This is a genomic window from Nocardioides sp., assembly GCF_036493135.1.
Lineage (GTDB): Bacteria > Actinomycetota > Actinomycetes > Propionibacteriales > Nocardioidaceae > Nocardioides.
Genome location: NZ_DASXQG010000090.1, coordinates 58,261 through 82,380, shown reverse-complemented (window position 1 = coordinate 82,380; position 24,120 = coordinate 58,261). Strand labels below are relative to the sequence as shown.

Here is a 24,120-nt window from a genome sequence, read left to right as displayed (position 1 = left end):
TGGTTGATTCCTCCGTGGAGACGGGCTACTTGATCAGCGTCGGGTTGGCCGTGTCGAGCTTCCCGCCCGTGACCTTGTACACGTAGATCGTCTGCGCAGAGATGTCGCCCTTGCTGTCGAACTTGATGGGACCGCTGACGCCGGTCTTGTCGTAGCCGCCGATGAACGTGTTCATGTCGGCGTGACTCGTCTTGCCTGCCTCGATGCCGGCCAGGAAGATGTTCGCGGCGTCGTAGGACTGGGTCGAGTACAGACCCGAGTCCTTGCCGTTGAGGGCCTTGTACTTCGCGTTGAAGTCGGCCGGAGCAGGAGCCGCCGGAGCAGACAGGACGGCGCCCTCAGCGGCCTGTGCGCCCGCCGTAGAGACGAATGCCGGGTCCTCAGAGCCGTCACCGGACATGAACAGCCCCTTGTAGCCGGCCTGACGCAGCTGCTTGCAGAGCAGCCCGCCCTCCGGGTAGTACCCCGCGTAGAACACCGCGTCGGGTGACGCAGACGTCACCTTGGTGACCGTCGGCCCGAAGTCCGTCTGCTTCTGCTGCACCGCGTCCTCGCCGGACATGGACGAGCCGAGCGCAGTCTTGACGAACCCGGCCAGACCCACGCTGTAGTCCTGGTCGTCGTGGACGAGGTAGATCTTCTTGGCGCCGGCGGTGTCCTCCATGTACTTCACGTCGGCCGCACCCTGGATGCTGTCGTTGCCGATCACGCGGTGCCACGTGGTCCAGCCCGACTGGGTGATGGTCGCGTTGGTGGCCGACGGCGAGATGGACGGCAGCCCCGCTGCGTAGAAGGTCTTGCCGGTCGCCAGCGACTCACCGGAGAAGCCGGGACCGATCAATCCGACGATCGAGGTGTCCTGGACGATCTTGGTCGCCAGCGGGGTGGCCTTCACGGGGTCGCCCTGCGAGTCGGACACCTTGAGGCCGACCGTGCAGTCGGTGTGGGCCTTGTTGTACTCGTCGAGGGCGAGCTTGATGCCTCCGACCATGTTCTGACCCAGCGCGCCGGCATCACCCGTCGTGGCTCCCAGGAAGGCCAGGTTGTAGTGGCCGCAGCTGCTTCCGCCACCGGCGGTGTTGCTGCTGTTGCTGCTGCCACATGCTGTGAGCGCGAGACCTGCCGCCGCGATGGCGGCGAAGGCTCGAAGATTGGGCTTGATCCCCACTTTTCCTCCGTCAGGGCACGGCCGCACCACGTCGTGCGGCGTTGTCGAGATGCCGGGGAAACCTAGCACCTTCGGGGGTCCGTCTCGTCCCTCGACATGGCTAATTTGCATGTTTGCAACGTTCTCGGGCGCGAGCGGACCGCCCACGAGGGTCCACCGTCCCGTCGGAGGGGCCCTCCGGCCCTAGCCCCCGCCCCGACCCTTGTCCTGGCCGACCCCGTGCTCGACGACCCCGTCGGCGACCTCGCGCATGGAGCGGCGGAGGTCCATCGCGGTCTTCTGGATCCAGCGGAACGCCTCCGGCTCGGAGAGCCCGAGCTCCTTCTGCAGGACGCCCTTCGCCCGCTCGACCGACTTGCGGGCCGCCAGCTGCTCGCCGAGGTCGACGATTTCGCGCTCGAGCTCACCGAGCTCGGTGAACCGGCTCACGGCGATCTCGATCGCCGGCACCAGGTCGCTGCGGGTGAACGGCTTGACAAGGTAGGCCATCGCGCCGGCGTCGCGGGCCCGATCGACCAGCTCGCGCTGGGAGAACGCGGTCAGGATCACCACCGGGGCGATCCTGGCTTGGGCGATCCGCTCGGCCGCGGCGATGCCGTCGAGCACGGGCATCTTCACGTCCAGGATCACCAGGTCGGGGCGCTCCTGCTCGGCCATGTCGACCGCGGCGGCACCGTCCGCGGCTTGTCCCACGACGACGTACCCCTCCTCGACGAGCATCTCCGCGAGGTCCATCCGGATCAGCGCCTCGTCCTCGGCGATGACGACGCGACGCGGCTCCGTGCTGGTCACGGGGTCAGGCTATCCGGGCGGTCTGCGGGGCCGGTGGTCCGGTAGGTTGGGCGGCCGATCGGCCCCGGTAGCCCAACGGCAGAGGCGATGGTCTCAAACACCATTCAGTGTGAGTTCGAATCTCACCCGGGGCACCAACCCATGACGGTCACGGCGGCCTCCCGGCGCTTGATTGTCCGTTTCGACCGGGCGCGTTCTTGGATCGATCGATTGGTCACAAATCGCACGCCAGACAGCTGATTCTCTGCGGTTTGTGACCAATCGATGCACCTCTCCGAAGGCCGGCGACGGAGGCTGAACCATAGCGCCACCGGGAGGACGACGACCCAACCCTGGATCGGCTGACGTCCGGAGGCCTCACGTCCGCCGATAGGCCGGCGCAACCTCGTTGATCGCGTCGCCCATCCGGTGGATGCGCAGGGCGTTGGTGGAGCCGGGGATCCCCGGAGGTGAGCCGGCGATGATCACGACCAGGTCGCCCTGGTCCACCCGGCCGATCTCGAGCAACGCCTCGTCGACCTGGCGGACCATCTCGTCGGTGTGCTCGACGTCCTGGGTCAGGAACGTCTCGACGCCCCAGGTCAGCGACAGCTGTGAGCGCACCTTGGCCACCGGGGTGAAGGCCAGGAGCGGGACCCGGCCGCGGTAGCGGGACATCCGGCGCGCGGAGTCGCCGGACTGGGTGAAGGCGACGAGGTACTTCGCATCCACGCGGTCCGCGACCTCGGCGGCGGCCTTGGCGATCACGCCACCACGGGTGAGTGGCTGCCAGTCGATCGCGGCCATCTTGGCCAGCTCGTGATCCTCGGTCGAGGAGATGATGCGGGCCATCGTCTCGACGGTCTCGATCGGGTACTCCCCCACGCTGGTCTCGCCGGACAGCATCACCGCGTCGGTGCCGTCGAGGACGGCGTTCGCGACGTCGGAGGCCTCGGCCCGGGTCGGCGCGGGGTTGCTGACCATCGACTCCAGCATCTGCGTGGCCACGATCACCGGTTTGGCGTTGCGCCGCGCCTTGTCGATCACCCGCTTCTGAAGGAACGGCACGTCCTCCAGGGGACACTCCACGCCGAGGTCTCCGCGGGCCACCATGAAGGCGTCGAAGGCGTCGATGACCTCGTCGAGGTTGTCGATCGCCTGCGGCTTCTCGATCTTCGCGATCACCGGGAGCATGACCCCCTCCTCGCGCATGATCCGGCGGACGTCCTCGACGTCGGCGGCAGACCGCACGAACGACAGGGCGATGAAGTCGACCGACATCCGGAGAGCCCAACGCAGGTCCTCGACGTCCTTCGCCGACATCGCCGGCACGCTGACCGCGACACCCGGCAGGTTGAGGCCCTTGTGGTCACTGACCTTGCCGCCGACCTCGACCCGTGTGGTCACGGCGTCGTCCTCGACCTTCACCACGCGAAGCCGGAGCTTGCCGTCGTCGATCAGGATCGGGTCGCCCTCGGCGACGTCCCCCGGCAGGCCCTTGTAGGTCGTACCGCTGATGGAGGCGTCCCCCTCGACGTCGCGGGTCGTGATCACGAACTCGTCGCCCGTGACCAGCTTGACCTTCCCCGCCGCGAACGTCTCCAGCCGGATCTTCGGACCCTGCAGGTCGGCCACGATCCCGACACCGTGGCCGGTCGCGTCCGACGCCTGTCGCACGAGCTCGTACCGGTGCCGGTGGTCGTCGTGGTTGCCATGACTCATGTTCAGCCGGGCGACGTCCATGCCGGCCTCGACCAGTCGGAGGATCATCTCCGGGGAGTCGACGGCGGGGCCGAGCGTGCACACGATCTTGGCTCTACGCACGGCACTCAACCTAGCGCGGCTTGGATCGTTCAAACGTGCCGACGTGCGGAGGGAGAATGTCAGGACTCCGTCACACGACCAGAGGCCGCTCGGTCGGCGGGATCGGACTGGGCAAGGAGGTCTCCCCCGTCAGGTACCGGTCGACCGCGGCCGCCGCGGCCCGCCCCTCGGCGATCGCCCAGACGATCAGCGACTGGCCGCGCCCGGCGTCGCCGGCGACGAAGACGCCGTCCACACTCGCGGCGTACGACGCGTCGCGGGCGACGTTGCCCCGCTCGTCGAGATCGACGCCGAGCTGCTCGACCAGGCCCGCGCGCTGCGGGCCGGTGAACCCCATCGCCAGCAGCACCAGCTGGGCCGGGATCTCGCGCTCCGTGCCGTCCACCGGCTGGAACGACGCGTCGACCTCGACCAGCCGGAGCGCCCGGACCCGGCCGTCCTGGTCCCCGAGGAACTCCTGGGTCGACACGGCGTACACCCGGTCGCCGGCCTCCTCGTGGGCCGAGGAGACGCGGAAGATCATGGGATACGAGGGCCAGGGTTGGTGGCCGGGGCGCGACATGGGTGGGTGCGCAAGAATCTCCAGCTGCGTGATCGTCGCCGCCCGCTGGCGGATCGCGGTGCCGAGACAGTCGGCGCCGGTGTCACCGCCGCCGATGATGACGACGTCCTTGCCGTCCGCGGTGACCTGGTCGGCCACCTCCTCGCCGAGCGAGGCGCGGTTGGACTGCGGGAGGTAGTCCATCGCCTGGTGGATCCCGCCGAGCTCACGCCCGGGCACGGGCAGCTCGCGCGGGATCGTCGAGCCGATGGCGAGCACGACCGCGTCGTACCGCTCGCGGAGCCGGTCGCCGGTCAGCTCGGCGCCCACCTCGACCCCCGCCCGGAAGATCGTGCCTTCCCGTCGCATCTGGTCGAGCCGGCGGTCGAGCACCGCCTTCTCCATCTTGAACTCGGGGATGCCGTAGCGGAGCAGGCCGCCGATCTTCTCGGCGCGCTCGTACACCGCGACGGTGTGCCCGGCCCGGGTCAGCTGCTGGGCAGCGGCGAGCCCGGACGGGCCGGATCCGACCACCGCGACCGTCCGGCCCGAGAGCCACTCCGGCGGACGCGGCCGGACGTAGCCGGAGTCCCAGGCCCGGTCGATGATCGCCACCTCGACGTTCTTGATCGTGACCGGGTCCTGGTTGATCCCGAGCACGCACGCCGTCTCGCACGGCGCCGGGCAGAGCCGGCCGGTGAACTCCGGGAAGTTGTTGGTCGCGTGGAGCCGGCCCATCGCGCCGTCCCAGTCGTCGCGGTGGACCAGGTCGTTCCACTCCGGGATCAGGTTGCCGAGGGGGCAGCCCTGGTGGCAGAAGGGGATGCCGCAGTCCATGCACCGCGACGCCTGCGTCGAGATGATCGGCAGCAGGGCACGTCCGGGTCCGCCGGGGTAGACCTCCCGCCAGTCGTGGACGCGCTCCTCGACGGGACGTCGTTCGGCGACCTCGCGGTCGTACCGCAGGAACCCTCGAGGGTCAGCCATGGAGCACCTCCATGATCCGCTTGTCGACCGCATCGCCGTCGAGCCCGTCGCGCTCCGCCTCGGCACGAGCCTCCAGCACCCGCCGGTAGTCGCGCGGCATCACCTCGGTGAAACGGGCGACTGTTCCGGACCAGTCGGCGAGCAGCCCGGCCGCGACCTCCGACCCGGTCTCCTCCTGGTGGCGTACGACGAGCGCCCGGAGCTCCTCGGCGACGTCGTCGGGCACCGGGCCGAGGTCCACGAGCTCCGGGTTGACCCGTTCCTCGTCGAGGTCCAGGACGTACGCCGTGCCACCGCTCATGCCGGCCGCGACGTTGCGCCCGGTCGGGCCGAGCACCAGCACGCGGCCGCCGGTCATGTACTCGCAGGCGTGGTCACCCACACCCTCGACGACAGCGGTGACGCCGGAGTTGCGGACGCAGAACCGCTCACCCACGCCCCCGCGGACGAAGATCTCACCGGACGTCGCGCCGTAGCCGATGACGTTGCCGGCGATGATCTGCTCGTGCGCGGCGAACGTGGCCGCCCGGTCGGGCCGGATCACCAGGCGGCCGCCGGACAGGCCCTTGCCGACGTAGTCGTTGGCGTCGCCCTCGAGCCGGAGCGTGATGCCGCGGGGCAGGAAGGCCCCGAACGACTGTCCGGCCGACCCGACCAGGGTCAGGTCGATGGTGTCCGCGGGCAGCCCCTCCGCGCCGTACCGCCGGGTCACCTCGTGGCCGAGCATCGTGCCGACGGTCCGGTTCACGTTGCGGACCGGGAGCTGGGCGCGGACCGGTTCGGCGTCCTCGAGGGCCGGCCGGGCGATCCGGATGAGCTCGATGTCGAGCGCCCGGTCGAGCCCGTGGTCCTGGGCCTTGGTACGGCGGAGGTCCTGGCCGGCGAACTGCTCCCCCACCTCGGCCACGTGCAGGATCGGCGAGAGGTCGAGCCCGGCCGCCTTCCAGTGGTCGAGGGCACGGGTGATGTCGAGCGCGTGCACCTGACCGATCGCCTCGTCGAGGGTGCGGAAGCCGAGCTCGGCGAGGAGCTCGCGGACCTCCTCCGCGATGTACTCGAAGAACGTGACCACGAACTCCGGCTTGCCCGAGAACCGCTCGCGGAGGACCGGGTTCTGCGTCGCGACGCCCACCGGGCAGGTGTCCAGGTGGCAGACCCGCATCATGATGCACCCGCTCACGACCAGCGGCGCGGTGGCGAACCCGAACTCCTCGGCCCCGAGCAATGCCGCGATCACGACGTCCCGCCCGGTCTTCAGCTGGCCGTCGGCCTGGACGACGATCCGGTCGCGCAGCCCGTTGATCAACAGGGTCTGCTGGGTCTCGGCCAGGCCGAGCTCCCACGGGCCACCGGCGTGCTTGAGCGAGGTCAGTGGCGACGCGCCCGTGCCGCCGTCGTGCCCGGAGATCAGGACGACGTCGGCGTGCGCCTTGGAGACACCCGCCGCGACCGTGCCCACCCCGACCTCGGCGACCAACTTCACGTGGACGCGAGCCGAGGGGTTGGCGTTCTTGAGGTCGTGGACCAGCTGCGCGAGGTCCTCGATCGAGTAGATGTCGTGGTGCGGCGGCGGGCTGATCAGACCCACGCCCGGCGTCGAGTGCCGGGTCTTGGCGATCCATGGGTACACCTTGTGGCCGGGTAGCTGGCCGCCCTCGCCGGGCTTGGCGCCCTGGGCCATCTTGATCTGGAGGTCGTCGGCGTTGGTCAGGTAGTCGCTGGTGACACCGAACCGCCCGGACGCGACCTGCTTGACGGCACTCCGGCGCTCCGCGTCGTGGAGCCGGTCGGTGTCCTCGCCGCCCTCGCCGGTGTTGGACTTCCCGCCGATCCGGTTCATCGCGATCGCCAGGGTCTCGTGGGCCTCGCCGCTGATCGAGCCGTAGGACATCGCGCCGGTGGAGAAGCGCCTCACGATCTCGCTGACGGGCTCCACCTCGTCGATCGGGATGGGCCGCCGGCCGGTGGTGACGGCGTCCTTGAACCGGAACAGCCCGCGGAGCGTCATCAGCCGCTCGGACTGCTGGTCGACGCGGCCGGTGTACTGCTTGAAGACGTCGTAGCGCTGCGAGCGCGTGGAGTGCTGGAGCCGGAACACGGTCTCGGGGTCGAACAGGTGGGGCTCGCCGTCCCGGCGCCACTGGTACTCGCCGCCCACCGCGATCTCGCGATGCGCCGGGCTGATCCCGCCGCGCGGGTACGCCGTACGGTGCCGGCGGGCGACCTCCTCGGCGATCACGTCCAGACCCACCCCACCGAGCCTGGAGGCGGTGCCGGTGAAGTACCGGTCGACCAGGGTCTGGGAGAGCCCGACCGCCTCGAAGATCTGCGCACCGGTGTAGGACGCGACGGTGGAGACGCCCATCTTGGACATCACCTTCAGCACGCCCTTGCCGAGACCCTTGATCAGATTCGTGACCGCGGCCTCGGGCTGGACGGTGACGTAGTAGCCGTCACGGGCGAGGTCCTCGACGGACTCCATGGCGAGGTAGGGGTTGACCGCGGCCGCGCCGTACCCGATCAGGAGGGCGACGTGGTGGACCTCGCGCACGTCGCCGGCCTCGACGAGCAGGCCGACCTGGGTGCGGGTCTTCTCGCGGACGAGGTGGTGGTGGACCGCCCCGGTGAGCAACAGTGACGGGATCGGAGCGAGCTCGGCGGTGCAGTGCCGGTCGGACAGCACGATCACCCGCGCGCCGTCGGCGATGGCGGCGGAGACCTCGGCGCAGACCTCGTCGATGCGCCGCGCCATCGCCTCGCCGCCGCCGTCGACCTCGTAGAGACCGCGGCTGACGTGCGTGATGAACCCGGGCATGTCGCCGTCGCGGTTGATGTGCCGGATCTTGGCGAGGTCGTCGTTGTCGAACACCGGAAACGGCAGCACGATCTGGCGGCACGTGGCCGGCGTCGGCTCGAGCAGGTTGGCCTCCGGGCCGATCGTCCCGGCCAGCGAGGTCACCAGCTCCTCGCGGATCGCGTCGAGCGGTGGGTTGGTGACCTGCGCGAACATCTGCGCGAAGTAGTCGAACAACAGCCGCGGCCGGACGCTGAGCACCGCGATCGGGGTGTCGGTGCCCATCGAGCCGATCGGCTCGGCACCACTGTTGGCCATCGGGGTGAGCAGGACCCGCAGCTCCTCCTGGGTGTAGCCGAAGACCTGCTGGCGACGCGTCACCGACGCATGGGTGTGGATCACGTGCTCGCGCTCGGGGATGTCGTCGAGACGCATCAGGCCGGCGTGGAGCCACTCGTCATACGGGTGCTCGGCGGCGAGTTCGCCCTTGATCTCGTCGTCCTCGATGATCCGGTGCTCCTCGATGTCGACCAGGAACATCCGGCCCGGCTGGAGCCTGCCCTTGCGGACGATCGTCGCCGGGTCGAGGTCGAGCACGCCGACCTCGGAGGCGAGCACGACCAGTCCGTCGTCGGTGACCCAGTAGCGGCTGGGGCGCAGGCCGTTGCGGTCGAGAACGGCGCCGATCTGGGAGCCGTCGGTGAAGACGACGCAGGCGGGGCCGTCCCAGGGCTCCATCAGGGAGGCATGGAACTCGTAGAAGGACCGGCGCTTCGGGTCCATCTCCTGGTGGTTCTCCCAGGCCTCCGGGATCATCATCAGCACCGAGTGGGGCAGGCTGCGACCGCCCATGTGGAGGAGCTCGAGGACCTCGTCGAAGCTGGCCGAGTCGGAGGCCCCCGGCGTACAGATCGGGAAGAGCCGCTCGAGGTCGCCCGGGATCAGGTCGCTGGTCAGCAGCGCCTCGCGGGCCCGCATCCAGTTGCGGTTGCCCATCACGGTGTTGATCTCGCCGTTGTGCGCGATGTATCGGAACGGGTGGGCCAGCGGCCAGCTCGGGAACGTGTTGGTCGAGAAGCGCGAGTGGACGACGGCGAGCGCGGTCGTGACCCGCTCGTCGGCGAGGTCGGGGTAGAACGCGTCGAGCTGAGCGGTGGTGAGCATGCCCTTGTAGAGCAGCGTCCGGCCGCTGAGCGAGCCGAAGTAGACGTCGGTCTCGTGCTCGGCGCGCTTGCGCAGGCAGAACGCCATCCGCTCCAGGGCCATCCCCGTGATCCGGAGACCGGTGGCCTCGAGGAACAGCTGGCTGAACAGCGGCATCACGCCGGCCGCGGTCGCACCGAGGCTGCTCGGGTCGACCGGTACGTCGCGCCACCCGAGAACGGTCAGTCCCTCCTCGTCGGCCAGCTCCTCGATCCGCTGACGGGTCTTGGCGACGGTGTCGGCGTCGCCGTCCAGGAACGCCGTGCCCACGGCGTACGTGCCGAGCGGCGGGAGCTCGAAGTCGACCACGTCTCGCAGGTACGCGTCGGGGATCTGCAGCAGGATGCCCGCACCGTCGCCGGAGTTGGCCTCCGCGCCGGCTGCGCCGCGGTGGTCGAGGTTGCGGAGGGCGGTGAGCGCCTGCTGGAGGATGTCGTGGCTGGCCTCGCCGGTGAGCGTGGCGACGAAGGCCACCCCACAGGCGTCGTGCTCGAAGCGTGGGTCGTACAGGCCCTGAGCGGGTGGGCCCGAGTGCAGCATCCGCATCTCTGCTCCCGTCGTCGGCGCCCGCGTCTGCGACGTACGGGCGATCGGGCGAGGCGTGCAGGGGACGGCGTTGGCCCAAGCGCGGTCAGGCTAGCAAGGGGTACGACGTCTGCCGGGAGGCTGCTTGAGGGACGGACACCCCGTGTCGCGGCACCGGCATCCTGGACGGGGCCGAAGCGCGCGATCGGGTCAGGCGTCGTCGGGGCCCCGGTCCTGGGCTGAGGCCCCGGCCTCGGACACGTAGGTCCAGGTGTCGCCGTCCCGTCGCTCGATCCGCCGGAACGACGGGCCCCCGGTGGCGCGTCGGTGCCGCTCGGCCCAGACGACCGCCTCACCGTCGTTGGGCCACTCGGCCTGGTCCAACGGCTCGTGGTTCTGGTCGAGCAGGCGATACAACGAGTGGGTCTGGGGTTCCGGGTCGGTCATACCGCTCACAGTCGCACGCGCAGCCGCATCTTTGAAGCGTCCACCCACAGTCGGCGGCCGAGTGGCGTCGGCCGGCGAGGTCGCGGCTCGGCCACGGGTTCGGGCTCGGCCTCAGTCGCGGGGTTCGGGTTCGGGTTCTCGCTCGGCTCCGGGTTGGGACCCCACGTCCGTGATGGACGGCTCCTCCCCGGCACCGAGGGCGCGGTCGGCGGCGAGGCGCTTCTCGGTGTAGATCTCCGCGTCGCGGCCGGGATGCGTCCGACCGACCACGAAGAAGTACGTCGCGGCCAGGACGAAGAGCACGATCGAGGTCCAGACGTTGAGCCGCAGCCCGAGGACGTGCTGGTACTCGACATCGTCGATGCGAAGCATCTCGATCCAGCCGCGGCCGGCCGTGTAGGCCATCACGTAGAGCGCCATGACCCGGCCGTGGCCGAGCTTCCATCTCCGGTCGGCCCAGAGCACGAACCCGAAGGCGCCGAGGTCCCAGATGCACTCGTAGAGGAACGTCGGCTGGAAGGTGGCGTACTGCTCGTAGCCGGGTGGTCGGTTCCCGACGTCGATCTTCAGCGCCCACGGCTGGGTCGACGGCCTGCCGAACAGCTCCTGGTTGAACCAGTTGCCCCAGCGGCCGAGGGCCTGCGCGATCAGGACACCGGGTGCCATCGCGTCGAGGACCGGAGGCACCCGGATGCCCTTGCTCTTCGCGCCGATCCAGACGCCGACGGCCCCGAGCGCGATGGCGCCCCAGATGCCGAGACCGCCGCGCCAGACGTACAGAGCGTCGATCGGCGTCTTCCCCGCACCGAAGTAGAGGTCGTGGTCGGTGATCACGTGGTACAGCCGGCCCCCGATGACGCCGAACGGCACGGCCCACAGGGCCAGGTCGGTGACCTCGCCCTTGAGACCACCGCGGTTGACCCAGCGGCGCTCGCCGATCCAGATCGCGGCGATGATGCCGGCGATGATGCACAGGGCATAGCCCCGCAGCGGGAGCGGGCCGAGGTACCAGACACCCTCGGAGGGACTCGGGATGAACAGCGGGGTCACAGGGAGGCCTCGGGTCCTAGTTGAGCAGCTGGTGGATGTCGTGGGCGAACTCTGGCGCGGTGGTCCCGAGCGTCCAGACGACCGGCACGGTGTCCTTGCCGTCGACGCCGAGGACCTGCGTGCCGTGCGAGACGTCGTACCCGCCGGAGGGCAGCCGGCGTCCCTTCGCGATCGGGACGCCCACGTCGGTGGCGACCTTCTTGATCGTGTCGAGTGACCCGGTGACCCCGACGAACGACGACGAGAAGTGGTCGAGCCAGTGCCGGATCACCGGGCCGGTGTCGCGCGCCGGGTCGGTGGTGACGAAGACAACCTGGACGTTGCTCCGGTCGGCGTCGTCGAGCTGGAGCATGGCCGAGGCCAGCGTGGCCATCGTCGTCGGGCACTCGTCGGGGCAGTGGGTGTAGCCGAAGAACACCAGCGTGAGCCGCTTGTCGGTGCTGTTCGCCAATGAGTACGGCGAGCCGTCGGTGTCGGTGAGCTCGGTCGCCGGCACGTGGTAGGGCTGGTGGAGTACGGCTCCGGAGAACGTGTCGGCGGAGCTCTTCGAGCAGGCGCTCAGAGCGGTGCCCAGGACGAGCACGAGCACGAGCAGCGCGGCCTTAGCCCGGACCTGTGGACGGGCGGCGTCGCGCAGCAGGCGGCCTTCCACGGATCCAGGCTCAGGCACGGCGTACTCCCCGGGCGAGGTCGTCGGTGAGCGCGGTCAAGGCGCCGAGTGCCTGCGAGGTGTCGTCGTGGTCGAGCAGGCACCGGACGAACGCCGAGCCCACGATCACCCCGTCGGCGTACGACGCGATCTCGGCCGCCTGGTCGCCGTTGCTCACGCCGAGCCCGACCGCCACCGGCGTGTCCGTGACCGCCTTCGCGCGAGCGACCAGCGGCCCGGCCAGGTCGCTGGTCGTCGCACGGGCACCGGTCACGCCCATCACCGCGGCCGCGTAGACGAAGCCGCGGCAGGCCGCGGTCGTCATCGTGATCCGCTCGTCGGTCGACGAGGGTGCCACCAGGAAGATCTTGTCGAGGTCGTGCGCGTCGGCCGCGGCGATCCACGCACCGCCGCTGTCGGGGGTGAGGTCGGGCGTGATCAGGCCGGCCCCACCGGCGTTCGTCAGATCGGCTGCGAATCGCTCGATCCCGTACCGCTGCACGGGGTTCCAGTACGTCATCACGAGCGTGGGCGTCCCGGTCGCGGCGACGGCCTCGACGGTGCGCAGCACGTCGCGCGTGCCCACCCCGGCGTCCAGGGCGCGCTGGGCCGCGGCCTGGACGGTCGGCCCGTCCATCACCGGGTCGCTGTAGGGCAGCCCCACCTCGATCACGTCGCACCCGGCCTCGACCATCGCCCTGAGGGCGTCGATCGCGCCGTCGACGCTCGGGAAGCCGGCCGGGAGGTAGCCGACGAGCGCAGCCCGGTCGTCGGCGCGGGCCTTCTCGAAGGCGATCGAGACGCTCACCGGGCCTCCCCCAGGTGGAACCACTCGACCGCGGTGCCCATGTCCTTGTCGCCGCGCCCGGAGAGGTTGATCAGCAGGATGTCGTCGGGGCCGTAGTCCTTGGCCACCTGCAGCGCGCCGGCCACCGCGTGCGCCGACTCGATGGCCGGGATGATCCCCTCCGTCCGGCTCAGCAGGGCGAACGCGTCCATGGCCTCGGCATCCGTCACCGACGTGTACGCGGCGCGCCCGGACGCGGCCAGGTGGGCGTGCTGAGGGCCGACACCGGGGTAGTCCAGCCCCGCGGAGATCGAGTGCGACTCGATGGTCTGGCCGTCCTCGTCCTGGAGGACGTAGGTGCGGGCGCCGTGCAGCACCCCTGGATCGCCCGCCTGGATGGTCGCGGCGTGACGACCCGTCTCGAACCCGTCTCCCCCGGCCTCGAAGCCGTGGATCTCGACGTCGTCGTCGAGGAACGCGGTGAACAGCCCGATCGCGTTCGACCCGCCGCCGACGCAGGCCACGACGCCGCGCGGCAGCACGCCGTACTGCTCGAGGCACTGCGCCCGCGCCTCGTCGCCGATGCTGCGTGTGAAGTCGCGGACCATGCTCGGGAACGGGTGCGGCCCGGCCGCCGTACCGAACAGGTAGGCCGTGTGGTCGACCGACGCGACCCAGTCGCGCAGCGCCTCGTTGATCGCGTCCTTGAGCGTCGCACTGCCGGAGTCGACCGGGACCACCGTGGTGCCGAGCAGCCGCATGCGGGCGACGTTGAGCGCCTGCCGCTTCACGTCGACGGAGCCCATGTAGACGGTGCAATCGAGACCGAAGTACGCCGCGGCGGTGGCGCTGGCGACCCCGTGCTGCCCCGCGCCGGTCTCGGCGATCACCCGGGTCTTGCCCATCCGGCGGGTGAGCAGCGCCTGGCCGAGCACGTTGCGGATCTTGTGCGCACCGGTGTGGTTGAGGTCCTCGCGCTTGAGCAGGATCCGGCAGCCCGCCAGCTCCGACAGCCGGGTCGCCTCGTAGAGCGGGCTCGGCAGCCCGGCGTACTCGCGGCCGATGGTCGCGAGCTCGTCGGTGAACGTCGGGTCGGCCATCGCCGCGTGCCAGGCGACGGTCAGCTCGTCGAGCGCCGTGACCAGGGCCTCGGGCATGTAGCGCCCGCCCCAGCCGTCGGCCTCGCCACCGAACCAGCCGCGCTCGTCGGCGTCCCAGCGAGTCACCGGACAACTCCGGTCATCGCCCGGACCGCGCCCTCGGGGTCGCCGTCCTTGACCAGCGCCTCGCCGACCAGGACCACGTCGGCCCCCTCGCCGACGTAGCGGCGTACGTCGTCGGCGGAGCCGACGCCGCTCTCGGCGACGGTGACCACGTCGTCGGGGAGCAGCGGCGCGAGCTTGCCGAACGTCGCGGAGTCGACGTCGAGCGTCTTCAGGTTCCGCGCGTTCACCCCGACCAGGCCGGCACCCAGCGCGACGGCTCGCTCGGCCTCCGGCTCGTCGTGCACCTCGACCAGGGGCGTCAGCCCCAGCTCGCGGGCCGCGTCGTACAGCCGGTCGAGCAGGTCGCCCGGCAGCGCGGCGACGATCAGTAGGGCGAGGTCGGCGCCGTGGGCGCGCGCCTCGAGGAGCTGGTAGCCGTCGACGACGAAGTCCTTGCGCAGCACCGGAACGCCGACCGCGGCCCGCACGGCGTCGAGATCCGCGAGGCTGCCGCCGAACCGGCGTTCCTCGGTGAGCACGCTGACGGCTGCGGCTCCCCCGCGTTCGTACGCCGCGGCCAGCATCGCGGGGTCGGGGATGTCGGCCAGGTCGCCCTTGCTCGGACTCCGGCGCTTGATCTCGGCGATCACCGAGGAGCCGGCGGCCCGGAAGTGCGGCATCGCATCACGCGGCGGCGGTACGTCGAGCAGCCGCGCGCGGAGGTCGGCCTCGGACGTCTCACTCCGCCGTCGAGCGAGGTCCTCGCGCACGCCCGCGACGATGTCGTCGAGCACGGACATGAGGGGACCTCCGGGGATGCGCGGAAACGCCGACAAGCCTCTCACGCGACCCCTGGGCGGCCGGCAGGGTGTCCGCCGCCTCCGGTCAGGGCGCCAGCCAGCTTCCGGGGAGGTTCCGGGCGATCGTGAACGCGACCACGAGTACCACGAGCCCGACCTCGACGGCCCTCGGCAGGGCGGGGACGACGCGCATCTCTCGGCCGGTCCATGCGCCGTAGCTCCAGCGCGCGAAGAACACCAGGGCGAACGGGATCGCGAGCACGAGGAGGAGGTTGCTCGAGGCCGCCTGGCCGAGGTGTCCGTTGCCGAGATCGTTGACGCCGCGGAGGCCCCCGCAGGCGGGGCAGTACAGGCCGGTCACGGCGTAGAGCGGGCAGACGCCCCAGGAATGGGTGACGTGGGGGTCGCGGACGTGCAGGGCGAACGTCGCGGCGGCCACCGTCGCGGCGCAGACGATCGGCCCCCGGATCCGCTCCGAGCGCGGTCGGAGGGTCGTGGGCGTCGCCGTGACGGTCATCAGTGGCCGGGGCCGTTGAGCCCCATCCGGGCCATCACCACGAAGACGACCAGGGACGTGACGCCGAGGGCGACGCCGACCCAGAAGATCGGCATGCTCACGGGGTTGAACATCAAGCCGATCCCGCCCACCACGAAGCCGAGCATCGCGACCGCCACCGCGGCCCACGCGGCCGGGGTGTTGCCGTGGTTGTCAGACATGCAGGCTCCTCAACGGGCTCCTCAGCGGGTTCGGTGACGGCATCCTAGTAGTCGGTGGGGTCCGTCGGATCGCGCCCCTGGTCGATGGCGCGCCACAGGTCGACGTCCTCCATGTCGGCCGGGTCCTGCGGCTCCGGAGGGCCGGTGGGCGCGTCGTACCGGCTTCCCATCTCGGGCCACGCGGCGACGTACCGCACCGCGACGACCGCCGCGAGGAGCGCGAGCACGGCCGCGACGAGAGCGACGTACCACCAGGCGGTCGTGTGCGCCCCGGTCGGGACGCGACCGAGGTCGACGGTCGCGTGGCGGGCCGAGTCCAGTGCGGACCCGCGGCCGACGACCGCGGTGGCGACCAGGCCGACGGCCACCAGTGCTCCCAGCACGGCAACCGCACGGCGGAGGCGTCCCCGGGTGACTAGGAGGACGCCCCAGCAGGCGAGCCCGACCAGGCCCAGCGCGGCCGCGAGGGGCACGTGGCCGCCTGACTTGTCGACCAGCGGCGAGCCGGCGCCACCGTCCGGCGCAGCCCAGGGTTTGCCTCCTGCGAACGCGCCGAGGCCGGTGCCCACGACACCGAGGACCACCGACGGGACGAACCAGCGGCGGCGGTCAGCGGCCGGCTGTGTCATCGCTCTCCCAGACCCGGCCGTCATCGAAGCAGGTGCGGGTACCGGTGTGGCAGGCCGGGCCCTCCTGGTCGACCTGGAGCAGGACCGTGTCGCCGTCGCAGTCCAGGCTGACCCGGCGGACCCACTGCCGGTGGCCCGAGGTGTCGCCCTTGGTCCAGTACTCCGCGCGGCTGCGGCTCCAGTACGTCGCGCGTCCCGTGGCCAGCGTGCGGGCCAGCGCCTCGTCGTCCATCCAGCCGAGCATCAGCACCTCGCCGGTGTCGTGCTGCTGGGCGATCGCCGGGACCAGGCCGGCCTCGTTGCGCTTCAGGCGCGCCGCGACGGCGGCGTCGAGGTCCATGTCGGTCATTGTCCCATCGGGGTGGCCACGCGCCGCGCCGGCCGTCATCGGCCGTCCTCGGCCGTCAGCGGCCGTCAGCGGCCGTCAGCGGCCGTCTTCGGCCGTCCTCGGCCGTCCTCGACCGCGTGACGTTCGGGACGGAAGGTAAAAACTTCGCGGACGGCCGTGGCGCCGCTGGTTCGCCCTCGCCGGGACCGAGGGCGTGGCCGACACCCGGGGCTCGGGGTTCACGGCGCGGACGTCCGGCGGGCGCAACCGGGCTGAGAACCACGGCCGGATGGATGGGGGCGTAGGAGCGCACGATCTGATGGCGCCGAACCTCGCCAGGCGTCGTAATGGCTGGTCCTGCAGGGGTTCCGGTGCGGATCGAGCAGGGCGGTCACGCAGCCACACGGCACGGTGGAGACGGCTCTCGTGGAGGTGTCACGACTCCCGGCGGGCTCTCACTGGTCATCCTCGTCACCCGGTGCCGGGGCGGACAGACCCGCCGGAGTGGTCGCTTGACCGCGCGGCAGCCGCCGCGGCTCCTGAGTCAAGTTTCTGCAAACCCACCCCCGAGCCGGGTCGTGGTTCGCTACCTTCTCGTCAAGGTGGCCACACCCCCCAAGCCCATGGCCACTTGCTACGAACGGCGCTCGCGCTCTCCATGCGAGCGCCGTTCTGGATTTCAGGTGTCCGGCAGGTCCGCCGCCAGGTGGAGTCCTGAGCGGAAGCGACCACCGCCGCCTTCGAGCACCGCATCGGCCACCGAGGCCAGGTCGTGGGGGTCGCCGAAGAGGGCACGCCGGAGCGCCTGATCGAGGTCGGCTGCGACCGCGTGCCCTGGCGTTCGTCGAGGGACTCGAGCTCCCGCACCAGCCACTTGCCGGTGCCGTTCCAGGTCGCCACCGGCATCCCGCTTCTCGGCGACCCCCTCGGTCACCGGACCCGGACCGCGCTCGAGAGCGTCGGCGCAGTGGCGCCCGGTCCGGGCCGTCACACCCGGTCCGGATCGGGGTGTGCCCCCACGGGTCGGTGCTCGGGGTCGTTGTTGAACGCGGTGTGCCACCAACGGAGGGTGCAGATGCGCCGTTGTGGAACGGGGTGTTCCACAACGGACGGTCACGGGCTCCCGTTGTGGGCACAGGGTGTTCCACAACGGACGGTCACGTGCTCCCGTTGGTGGCACAGGGTGTTCCACAATGGTCTGGTCCGGCCCGTGGTTGGGGGCACAGCGTGCGCCCGAACGACCGTCAGCGCCCGGCCCGACGCACGGGGTGACCGGCGCCGGCCAGGACATCCTTCACCTCGCTGATCGAGACCGTGCCGAAGTGGAAGACCGTGGCGGCCAGGACGGCGTCCGCGCCGGCGTCGACGGCCGGCGGGAAGTCCGCGGCCGCACCGGCGCCGCCCGACGCGATCACCGGCACCGCGACCGCCGCCCGGACCAGACGGATCAGGCCGAGGTCGAAGCCGGACCCGGTGCCGTCGGCATCCATGGCGTTGAGCAGGATCTCGCCGGCGCCGAGCTCGGCCCCGCGGGTCGCCCAGACGATCGCGTCCAGCCCGGCCGACTGCCGGCCGCCGTGCGTGGTCACCTCGAAGCCCGAGTCGCTCCCGGCCGTACGGCGAGCGTCCACCGACAGAACCAGCACCTGCGAACCGAACCGGTCGGCGATCTCGGCCACCAGCTCGGGTCGCCGGATCGCGGCGGTGTTGACCGCGACCTTGTCCGCGCCGGCCCGCAGGAGCCGATCGACGTCGTCGACCGAGGCGACTCCCCCGCCGACCGTCAGCGGGATGAACACCTCCTCGGCCGTGCGGGAGACGATCTCCATGGTCGTCGACCGCCCCTCGTGGGACGCCGAGATGTCGAGGAAGGTCAGCTCGTCGGCGCCCGCCGCGTCGTACCGCCGCGCGAGGTCGACCGGATCGCCGGCGTCGCGGAGGTTCTCGAAGTTCACGCCCTTCACCACGCGCCCGGCGTCGACGTCGAGGCACGGGATCACCCGGACGGCGAGACTCACGAGGCCCCCCGTGTCAGCGCCAGCGCATCCTCGAGCGTGAACCGCCCCTCGTAGAGGGCCGTCCCGATGATCGCGCCCTCGACGCCCTCCGACACCAGCCCGGCGAGCGCCTCGAGGTCCGCAAGCTCGGTGATCCCCCCGCTGGCGACGACCGGACGGTCGGTCACGTCGCACACGTCGCGCAGGAGCTGAAGGTTGGGCCCTTGCAGCATGCCGTCCTTGTTGACGTCCGTGACGACGTAGCGAGCGCAGCCTTCGGCGTCCAACCGGGCGAGGACGTCGTACAGGTCACCGCCCTCGCGGGTCCAGCCGCGCGCCGCGAGGGTCCGGCCGCGTACGTCGAGCCCCACGGCCACCCGGTCGCCCCACTGCGCGATCGCCCCGGCACACCATTCCGGCTGCTCGAGGGCCGCCGTCCCGATGTTCACCCGGCGGCAGCCGGTCGCCATCGCCGCGGCGAGCGACTCGTCGTCGCGAATGCCACCGCTCAGCTCCACCTGGACGTCGACCCGGGCGACGATCGAGGCCAGCAGCTCGCGGTTGTGGCCGCGGCCGAACGCGGCGTCGAGGTCGACGAGGTGGATCCACCCGGCCCCGGCGGCCTGCCAGCGCAGGGCCGCCTCGACCGGGTCGCCGAACGTCTTCTCCGAACCGGCCACGCCCTGGACCAGCTGCACGGCCCGGCCACCCGCGACGTCGACCGCGGGCAGCAGCTCCAGGGAACCCATGGCGAGGAACCTAACCGCGTCGCACTCGGTGCCGAGCGCCCGTCTCGCGGCGGACGGCGGTCACCACGTCGCCGATCTCCACCGGCCGGGTCGTGTCGACCACGACCGTCCGCGGCGCTCCGAGTGCCTCGGGCCGCTCGGCCGCGTCCCGGATCCGCGCCAGCGTGTCCTCATCGGGCGGCAGGTGCGGCCACGGCCGCTCGCGCGCGACGTACCGCTCGATCGCGACGACGGCCGGCACCTGGCAGCGCACCTCGACGAGACGATCCCACCACGGCTCGAGCAGGTCGACGATCCGCTCCGTGTCGCGGCGCGGCGCGATCCAGATGTCGACCACCGCCTCGCCTCCGAACGCCTCCACCCGCCGCAGCAGCTCGGCCTCGGCGTCGTACCGGAGCCAGTCGCGCGGCGTGTCCTCGGCCTCGACGGCCAGCTCCTCCTTGATCTCGTCGAGGGAGACCAGCGCACACCCGAGCCGCTCCGCGAGCGCGGTCGCCAGGCCGGTCTTGCCCGAGGCCGGGACGCCGGTCACCACGATCAGCGGGCTCGGCGTCCCGGCCCCTGGCTCAGGACGCCTCACAGGGACGCCACCCAGTTCCGCAGCAGGACGGCGCCGGCGTCACCGGACTTCTCCGGATGGAACTGGGTGGCGCAGAGGGGGCCGTTCTCGACCGCGGCCACGAAGCGGTCGCCGCGATGCTCCGACCACGTGACGAGCGGGGCGCGGGTCCGGCCGTCGGTGCGCAGGCGCCAGGTGCGCGCGGCGTACGAGTGGACGAAGTAGAACCGCTCCCCCTCGACGCCGGCGAAGAGCACGGAGCCGTCGGGCACGTCGACGGTGTTCCAGCCCATGTGCGGCACCACCGGAGCCTGGAGCCGCTCGATCGCACCCGGCCACTCGTCGCAGCCCTCGGTCTCCACACCGTGCTCGACCCCGCGCTCGAAGAGCACCTGCATGCCCACGCAGATGCCGAGCACCGCCCTGCCCCCGGCGAGCCGACGCCCAATCGCCCGCGGACCGTCGACGGCCCGAAGCCCGGTCATGCACGCCGCGAACGCGCCCACCCCGGGTACGACGAGCCCGTCGGCCTCCTCCGCCGTCACCCGGTCGGAGGTGAGCTCCACCGCGGCACCGGCTCGCTCGAGGGCGCGGACGGCAGAGCGGAGGTTCCCGGAGCCGTAGTCGAGGACGACCACGTTCTTGGTCAGAGGGACCCCTTGGTGGAGGGCACGCCGCTCTCGCGTGGGTCGATCGCGACGGCATCGCGGAAGGCACGGGCGAAGGCCTTGAACTGGGCCTCGACCACGTGGTGCGGGTCCCGGCCGGACAGCACCCGCACGTGCACGGCGATCTGCGCGTGGAACGCGAGGGTCTCGAACACGTGACGGGTCAAGGAACCTGCGTAGTCGCCGCCGATCACGACGTACGCCTGGCCGTCGGGCTCGCCGATCTGCACGCAGTAGGGCCGGCCGGAGACGTCGACGGCACACTGCACGAGCGCCTCGTCCAGCGGCACCATCGCGTCACCGAACCGGCGGATGCCCTGCTTGTCGCCGAGTGCCTCGCGGAGCGCCTGGCCCAGCACGATCGCAGTGTCCTCGACCGAGTGGTGGGCGTCGATGTGTGTGTCGCCGTCGGTGGTGACGGTGAGGTCGACGAGGGCGTGGCGCGCGAACGACGCCAACATGTGGTCGTAGAACCCGACGCCGGTCGACACGTCGGCGCGGCCCGAGCCGTCGAGGTCGACCTCGACGTGGACCTTGGACTCCTTGGTCTGCCGGTCCAGTGATGCGGTGCGGCTCATGGTCGTGCCTCTCTCGGGTCGGCGGTCACGGAGGTGAGCGCCTGACGGAATGCTGCCATCTCGGCCGCGGTCCCGATCGAGACCCGCAGCCACCCGTCGGGACCGGTTTCGCGGATCAGGACTCCGCGGTCGAGCAGTCCCTGCCAAACATCGTGCCGGTCCGGGAATTTCCCGAAGAGCACGAAGTTGGCGTCGCTGTCGGCGACGCTGAACCCATGGGCGCGCAGCCACTCCACGGTCCCGTCGCGCTCGGCACGGAGCCGGTCGACCGCGCCCAGCAGCTCGTCGGCGTGCCGGAGCGCCGCCCGCGCGACGGCCTGGGTCACCGAGGACAGGTGGTAGGGCAGCCGGACGACGCGGAGCGCGTCGCAGACCTCTGCCGACGCGGCGAGGTACCCGACCCGCGCACCCGCCAGGGCGAAGGCCTTGCTCATGGTCCGGGTCACCACCAGGTTCGGGTACGTCGGCAGCAGCTCCAGCGCGCTCGGCGTACCGGCCCGGCGGAACTCGGCGTACGCCTCGTCGACGACGAGCACACCGCCGTCGAGGGCCTCGCAGAGCGCCCCGATCATGTCTGGTGGGAGAGCGGTGCCCGTCGGGTTGTTCGGCGACGGAAGGAGGACGACGTGCGGTCGACGCTCGCGTACCAGGGCGACGGCGTGGTCCGGGTCGAGCGTGAAGTCCTGGTCCCGGTGGCCGACCTCCCAGCCGGTGTGGGTGTCACGGGCGTACTCCGGATACATCGAGTACGTCGGCGCGAAGCTCAACGCGAGCCGGCTGGGGCCGCCGAAGGCCTGGAGCAGGTGGAGCATCACCTCGTTCGAGCCGTTCGCGGCCCAGACCTGGGCCGGCGTGACGCCGTGCCCGAGGTACGCCGCGAGCGCCTCACGCAGGGCGACGAACTCGCGGTCCGGGTAGCGGTTGAGGTCGCGGGCGGCCTCGGCAACGGCGCGCTCGATGTCCGCGAGGACGGCCGTCGACGGTGGGTAGGGGTTCTCGTTGACGTTGAGGAGGACCGGGACGTCGAGCTGCGGAGCGCCGTAGGGCTCGATGCCGCGCAGCTCCTCCCGCAGCAACCCGGGCGGCAGCGGGCTCATCGACGGAACCGGACCCGGACGGCCTCACCGTGTCCGGGCAGGTCCTCCGCCTCGGCGAGCGTGACGACGTGGTCGGCGACCTCGGCGAGCGCGTCGCGCGAGTAGTCGACGACGTGCACGGCCTTGCGGAACGCCCGCACCGACAGCCCGGACGAGTGGCGCGCGCAGCCGGCGGTCGGCAGCACGTGGTTGGAGCCGGCGCAGTAGTCGCCGAGCGACACCGGGGCATGCGGTCCGACGAAGATCGCCCCGGCGTTGTGCACGCGGGCGACCAGCGACGCGGCATCGGCGGTCTGGATCTCGAGGTGCTCGGCGGCATAGGCGTTCACGACGTCGAGCCCCTGGTCGAGGTCGTCGACCAGGACGATCCCCGACTGCCGGCCCCCGAGCGCCGCCTCGATCCGCTCGGTGTGCCGGGTGGCGTGCACCTGCTTCTCCAGCTCGGCCTGGACATCGTCGGCCAGCCGGAGCGAGTCGGTGACGAGCACGCTCGCGGCCTGCGGGTCGTGCTCGGCCTGGCTGACCAGGTCGGCCGCGACGTACGCCGCGTCCGCGGTGTCGTCGGCGAGGATCGCGATCTCGGTCGGACCGGCCTCCGCGTCGATGCCGACACGTCCCTTCAGCAGACGCTTCGCCGCGACGGTGTAGATGTTGCCGGGGCCGGTGACCAGGTCGACCCGCTCGCACTCCCCCGCGCCGTAGGCGAACATCGCGATCGCCTGCGCACCGCCGACGGCATACACCTCGTCGACGCCCAGCAGCGCGCAGGCCGCCAGGATCGTCGGCTCGGGGAGGCCGCCGTGGGCCCGGCGCGGCGAGCTCGCGAGCGCTATCGACGAGACGCCCGCGACCTGGGCCGGGACGACGTTCATCACCACGCTCGAGACCAGGGGCGCCAGGCCACCGGGCGCGTAGAGCCCCACGCGGCGGACCGGGACCATCCGCTGGGTGACGGTCGCGCCCGCGCCGAGGGAGGTGGTGACGTCGTGCTCGAGCTCGGCCTCACAGGTACGTCGCAGCCGCGCGATCGACTCCTGGAGCCCGGCCCGGACCGCCGGGTCGAGCTCGGCCAGGGCTCGGTCGAGAGCGTCCTGCGGGACGCGCAGCTGCTCGGGGGCGACCCCGTCGAACCGCTCGGAGAACTCCCGGATCGCCTCGACCCCGCGCATCCGGACGGCCTCGCAGATCGGGCGCACCGTCTCGAGGGCAGCGTCGACGTCCACGTCCGCCCTCGGCACCACCTCTCGGTAGTCATCGGGCGTACGGCCGCGCAGGTCTATGCGCCGGATCATGTGGAGAATTCTAGGTGGGGCGCGCAGGTGTCCTCGCCACGGCCTCCGGGCATGGACGACTACCGTGAGCGCATGAGCGACACGCTCCCGATGTTCCCGCTGAACACGGTCCTGTTCCCCGGCATGAGCGTGCCGCTGCAGGTCTTCGAGGACCGCTACCGCGCGTTGGTCCACCATCTGCTCCGCGTGGAGGACCCGACGGAGCGCGTCTTCGGGTCGGTCGGCATCCGCGAGGGCTACGAGGTCGGGGAGCACGGCGCGCAGTGGCTGTTCCGGGTCGGGTGCCGGGTGAAGATGACCGAGGTCGAGGCGCACGACGACGGCACGTTCGAGCTGGTCGCGGTCGGGCTCGACCGGATCGAGCTGGAGCACCTCGACACCACCGGCGCCTACCCGGTCGGTCGGGTCACGCCCCTGGCCGAGCACGCGGTGGCGGTCCCGGACGCGGTGGCGGAGGGGGCGCGGACGACGTTCGAGGCCTACTGCGAGGCGCTGCTCGAGATCGACCGTGAGCCGCCGGCCGGCGACCTTCCACGCGACCCGACGCACCTCTCCTGGGCGCTGGCCGCCCTCACCCCGCTGAGCCTCGCGGAGCGCCAGGCGCTGCTCGAGGCCGAGGACGCCGCCGACCGGCTGCGGATGGTCACCGACGTGCTGCGCGCAGAGGTCCGCACCATGCACGTGTTCCCGTCACTGCCGGCCACCGAGATCGCCCGCACCCGGTGGTCACCCAACTGATCCGGCCGCCGGCGCGG

At 71.4% G+C, this 24,120-nt stretch carries 23 protein-coding genes and 1 tRNA gene; 2 read left to right on the top strand and 22 right to left on the bottom strand.

Going from position 1 to position 24,120, the window contains the following annotated elements:
• Positions 1-25 precede the first annotated feature (25 nt).
• Complete coding sequence (locus tag VGJ24_RS17100; RefSeq protein WP_331501844.1) at positions 26-1,168, bottom strand: branched-chain amino acid ABC transporter substrate-binding protein; 1,143 nt, start codon at positions 1,166-1,168, stop codon at positions 26-28.
• Between the two features lie 183 nt (positions 1,169-1,351).
• On the bottom strand, positions 1,352-1,960 hold the full coding sequence (locus VGJ24_RS17095) for an ANTAR domain-containing response regulator (RefSeq protein WP_331501843.1): 609 nt from the start codon (positions 1,958-1,960) through the stop codon (positions 1,352-1,354).
• 61 nt (positions 1,961-2,021) lie between these two features.
• Between VGJ24_RS17095 and VGJ24_RS17090 the strand changes: the two genes are divergently transcribed.
• Positions 2,022-2,097 (top strand) — tRNA-Leu (locus VGJ24_RS17090).
• A 220-nt stretch (positions 2,098-2,317) separates the two neighbouring features.
• On the opposite strand, the gene pyk is transcribed toward VGJ24_RS17090, so the two are convergent.
• The 20 genes from pyk to hisD form a co-directional block, all read right to left on the bottom strand.
• Positions 2,318-3,763: a pyruvate kinase gene (pyk, locus tag VGJ24_RS17085; protein ID WP_331501842.1), complete on the bottom strand. Its 1,446-nt coding sequence runs from the start codon at positions 3,761-3,763 to the stop codon at positions 2,318-2,320.
• A 70-nt stretch (positions 3,764-3,833) separates the two neighbouring features.
• Positions 3,834-5,291, bottom strand: coding sequence for a glutamate synthase subunit beta (locus tag VGJ24_RS17080; protein WP_331501841.1), 1,458 nt, complete (start codon positions 5,289-5,291; stop codon positions 3,834-3,836).
• Positions 5,284-9,828: a glutamate synthase large subunit gene (gene gltB / locus VGJ24_RS17075; protein WP_414691112.1), complete on the bottom strand. Its 4,545-nt coding sequence runs from the start codon at positions 9,826-9,828 to the stop codon at positions 5,284-5,286. Before gltB ends, VGJ24_RS17080 begins: the two co-directional genes overlap by 8 nt.
• 195 nt (positions 9,829-10,023) lie before the next feature.
• Positions 10,024-10,260 (bottom strand): hypothetical protein, encoded by a 237-nt coding sequence (locus VGJ24_RS17070; RefSeq protein WP_331501839.1) that lies wholly within the window; start codon positions 10,258-10,260, stop codon positions 10,024-10,026.
• A gap of 111 nt (positions 10,261-10,371) precedes the next feature.
• Positions 10,372-11,310 carry a prolipoprotein diacylglyceryl transferase gene (gene lgt / locus VGJ24_RS17065; RefSeq protein WP_331501838.1) on the bottom strand — a complete coding sequence of 313 codons (939 nt, stop codon included), beginning with the start codon at positions 11,308-11,310 and terminating at the stop codon, positions 10,372-10,374.
• A gap of 16 nt (positions 11,311-11,326) precedes the next feature.
• Complete coding sequence (locus VGJ24_RS17060) at positions 11,327-11,962, bottom strand: SCO family protein (RefSeq protein WP_331501837.1); 636 nt, start codon at positions 11,960-11,962, stop codon at positions 11,327-11,329.
• A gap of 10 nt (positions 11,963-11,972) precedes the next feature.
• Positions 11,973-12,767 (bottom strand): tryptophan synthase subunit alpha, encoded by a 795-nt coding sequence (trpA, locus tag VGJ24_RS17055; RefSeq protein ID WP_331501836.1) that lies wholly within the window; start codon positions 12,765-12,767, stop codon positions 11,973-11,975.
• Positions 12,764-13,972 carry a tryptophan synthase subunit beta gene (gene trpB, locus VGJ24_RS17050; RefSeq protein ID WP_331501835.1) on the bottom strand — a complete coding sequence of 403 codons (1,209 nt, stop codon included), beginning with the start codon at positions 13,970-13,972 and terminating at the stop codon, positions 12,764-12,766. Before trpB ends, trpA begins: the two co-directional genes overlap by 4 nt.
• The gene (gene trpC, locus VGJ24_RS17045; RefSeq protein WP_331501834.1) at positions 13,969-14,751 is read right to left on the bottom strand and encodes an indole-3-glycerol phosphate synthase TrpC; all 783 of its coding nucleotides are present in this window, start codon (positions 14,749-14,751) and stop codon (positions 13,969-13,971) included. The genes trpB and trpC overlap by 4 nt, the downstream gene beginning before the upstream one ends.
• An 85-nt stretch (positions 14,752-14,836) precedes the next feature.
• Positions 14,837-15,268, bottom strand: a complete 432-nt coding sequence (locus VGJ24_RS17040) for a DUF2752 domain-containing protein (protein WP_331501833.1) — start codon at positions 15,266-15,268, stop codon at positions 14,837-14,839.
• Positions 15,268-15,468, bottom strand: coding sequence for an HGxxPAAW family protein (locus VGJ24_RS17035; RefSeq protein WP_331501832.1), 201 nt, complete (start codon positions 15,466-15,468; stop codon positions 15,268-15,270). Before VGJ24_RS17035 ends, VGJ24_RS17040 begins: the two co-directional genes overlap by 1 nt.
• 44 nt (positions 15,469-15,512) lie before the next feature.
• On the bottom strand, positions 15,513-16,097 hold the full coding sequence (locus VGJ24_RS17030) for a Trp biosynthesis-associated membrane protein (RefSeq protein WP_331501831.1): 585 nt from the start codon (positions 16,095-16,097) through the stop codon (positions 15,513-15,515).
• Complete coding sequence (gene hisI / locus VGJ24_RS17025) at positions 16,078-16,437, bottom strand: phosphoribosyl-AMP cyclohydrolase (RefSeq protein WP_414691108.1); 360 nt, start codon at positions 16,435-16,437, stop codon at positions 16,078-16,080. Before hisI ends, VGJ24_RS17030 begins: the two co-directional genes overlap by 20 nt.
• A gap of 1,232 nt (positions 16,438-17,669) precedes the next feature.
• Positions 17,670-18,443 carry an imidazole glycerol phosphate synthase subunit HisF gene (gene hisF, locus VGJ24_RS17020; RefSeq protein WP_331501829.1) on the bottom strand — a complete coding sequence of 258 codons (774 nt, stop codon included), beginning with the start codon at positions 18,441-18,443 and terminating at the stop codon, positions 17,670-17,672.
• A complete protein-coding gene (gene priA, locus VGJ24_RS17015) occupies positions 18,440-19,171 on the bottom strand; it encodes a bifunctional 1-(5-phosphoribosyl)-5-((5-phosphoribosylamino)methylideneamino)imidazole-4-carboxamide isomerase/phosphoribosylanthranilate isomerase PriA (RefSeq protein WP_331501828.1) in 732 nt (243 codons plus the stop codon). Before priA ends, hisF begins: the two co-directional genes overlap by 4 nt.
• A gap of 10 nt (positions 19,172-19,181) precedes the next feature.
• The gene (locus tag VGJ24_RS17010; protein ID WP_331501827.1) at positions 19,182-19,751 is read right to left on the bottom strand and encodes an AAA family ATPase; all 570 of its coding nucleotides are present in this window, start codon (positions 19,749-19,751) and stop codon (positions 19,182-19,184) included.
• Positions 19,748-20,368, bottom strand: a complete 621-nt coding sequence (gene hisH, locus VGJ24_RS17005) for an imidazole glycerol phosphate synthase subunit HisH (RefSeq protein ID WP_414691107.1) — start codon at positions 20,366-20,368, stop codon at positions 19,748-19,750. Before hisH ends, VGJ24_RS17010 begins: the two co-directional genes overlap by 4 nt.
• An 8-nt stretch (positions 20,369-20,376) precedes the next feature.
• Positions 20,377-20,976 (bottom strand): imidazoleglycerol-phosphate dehydratase HisB, encoded by a 600-nt coding sequence (hisB, locus tag VGJ24_RS17000; protein ID WP_331501826.1) that lies wholly within the window; start codon positions 20,974-20,976, stop codon positions 20,377-20,379.
• On the bottom strand, positions 20,973-22,073 hold the full coding sequence (locus tag VGJ24_RS16995; protein ID WP_331501825.1) for a histidinol-phosphate transaminase: 1,101 nt from the start codon (positions 22,071-22,073) through the stop codon (positions 20,973-20,975). The genes hisB and VGJ24_RS16995 overlap by 4 nt, the downstream gene beginning before the upstream one ends.
• On the bottom strand, positions 22,070-23,365 hold the full coding sequence (hisD, locus tag VGJ24_RS16990; protein ID WP_331501824.1) for a histidinol dehydrogenase: 1,296 nt from the start codon (positions 23,363-23,365) through the stop codon (positions 22,070-22,072). The genes VGJ24_RS16995 and hisD overlap by 4 nt, the downstream gene beginning before the upstream one ends.
• 72 nt (positions 23,366-23,437) lie before the next feature.
• On the opposite strand from hisD, the gene VGJ24_RS16985 reads away from it, so the two are divergent.
• Positions 23,438-24,103 carry an LON peptidase substrate-binding domain-containing protein gene (locus VGJ24_RS16985; protein ID WP_331501823.1) on the top strand — a complete coding sequence of 222 codons (666 nt, stop codon included), beginning with the start codon at positions 23,438-23,440 and terminating at the stop codon, positions 24,101-24,103.
• Positions 24,104-24,120 lie beyond the last annotated feature (17 nt).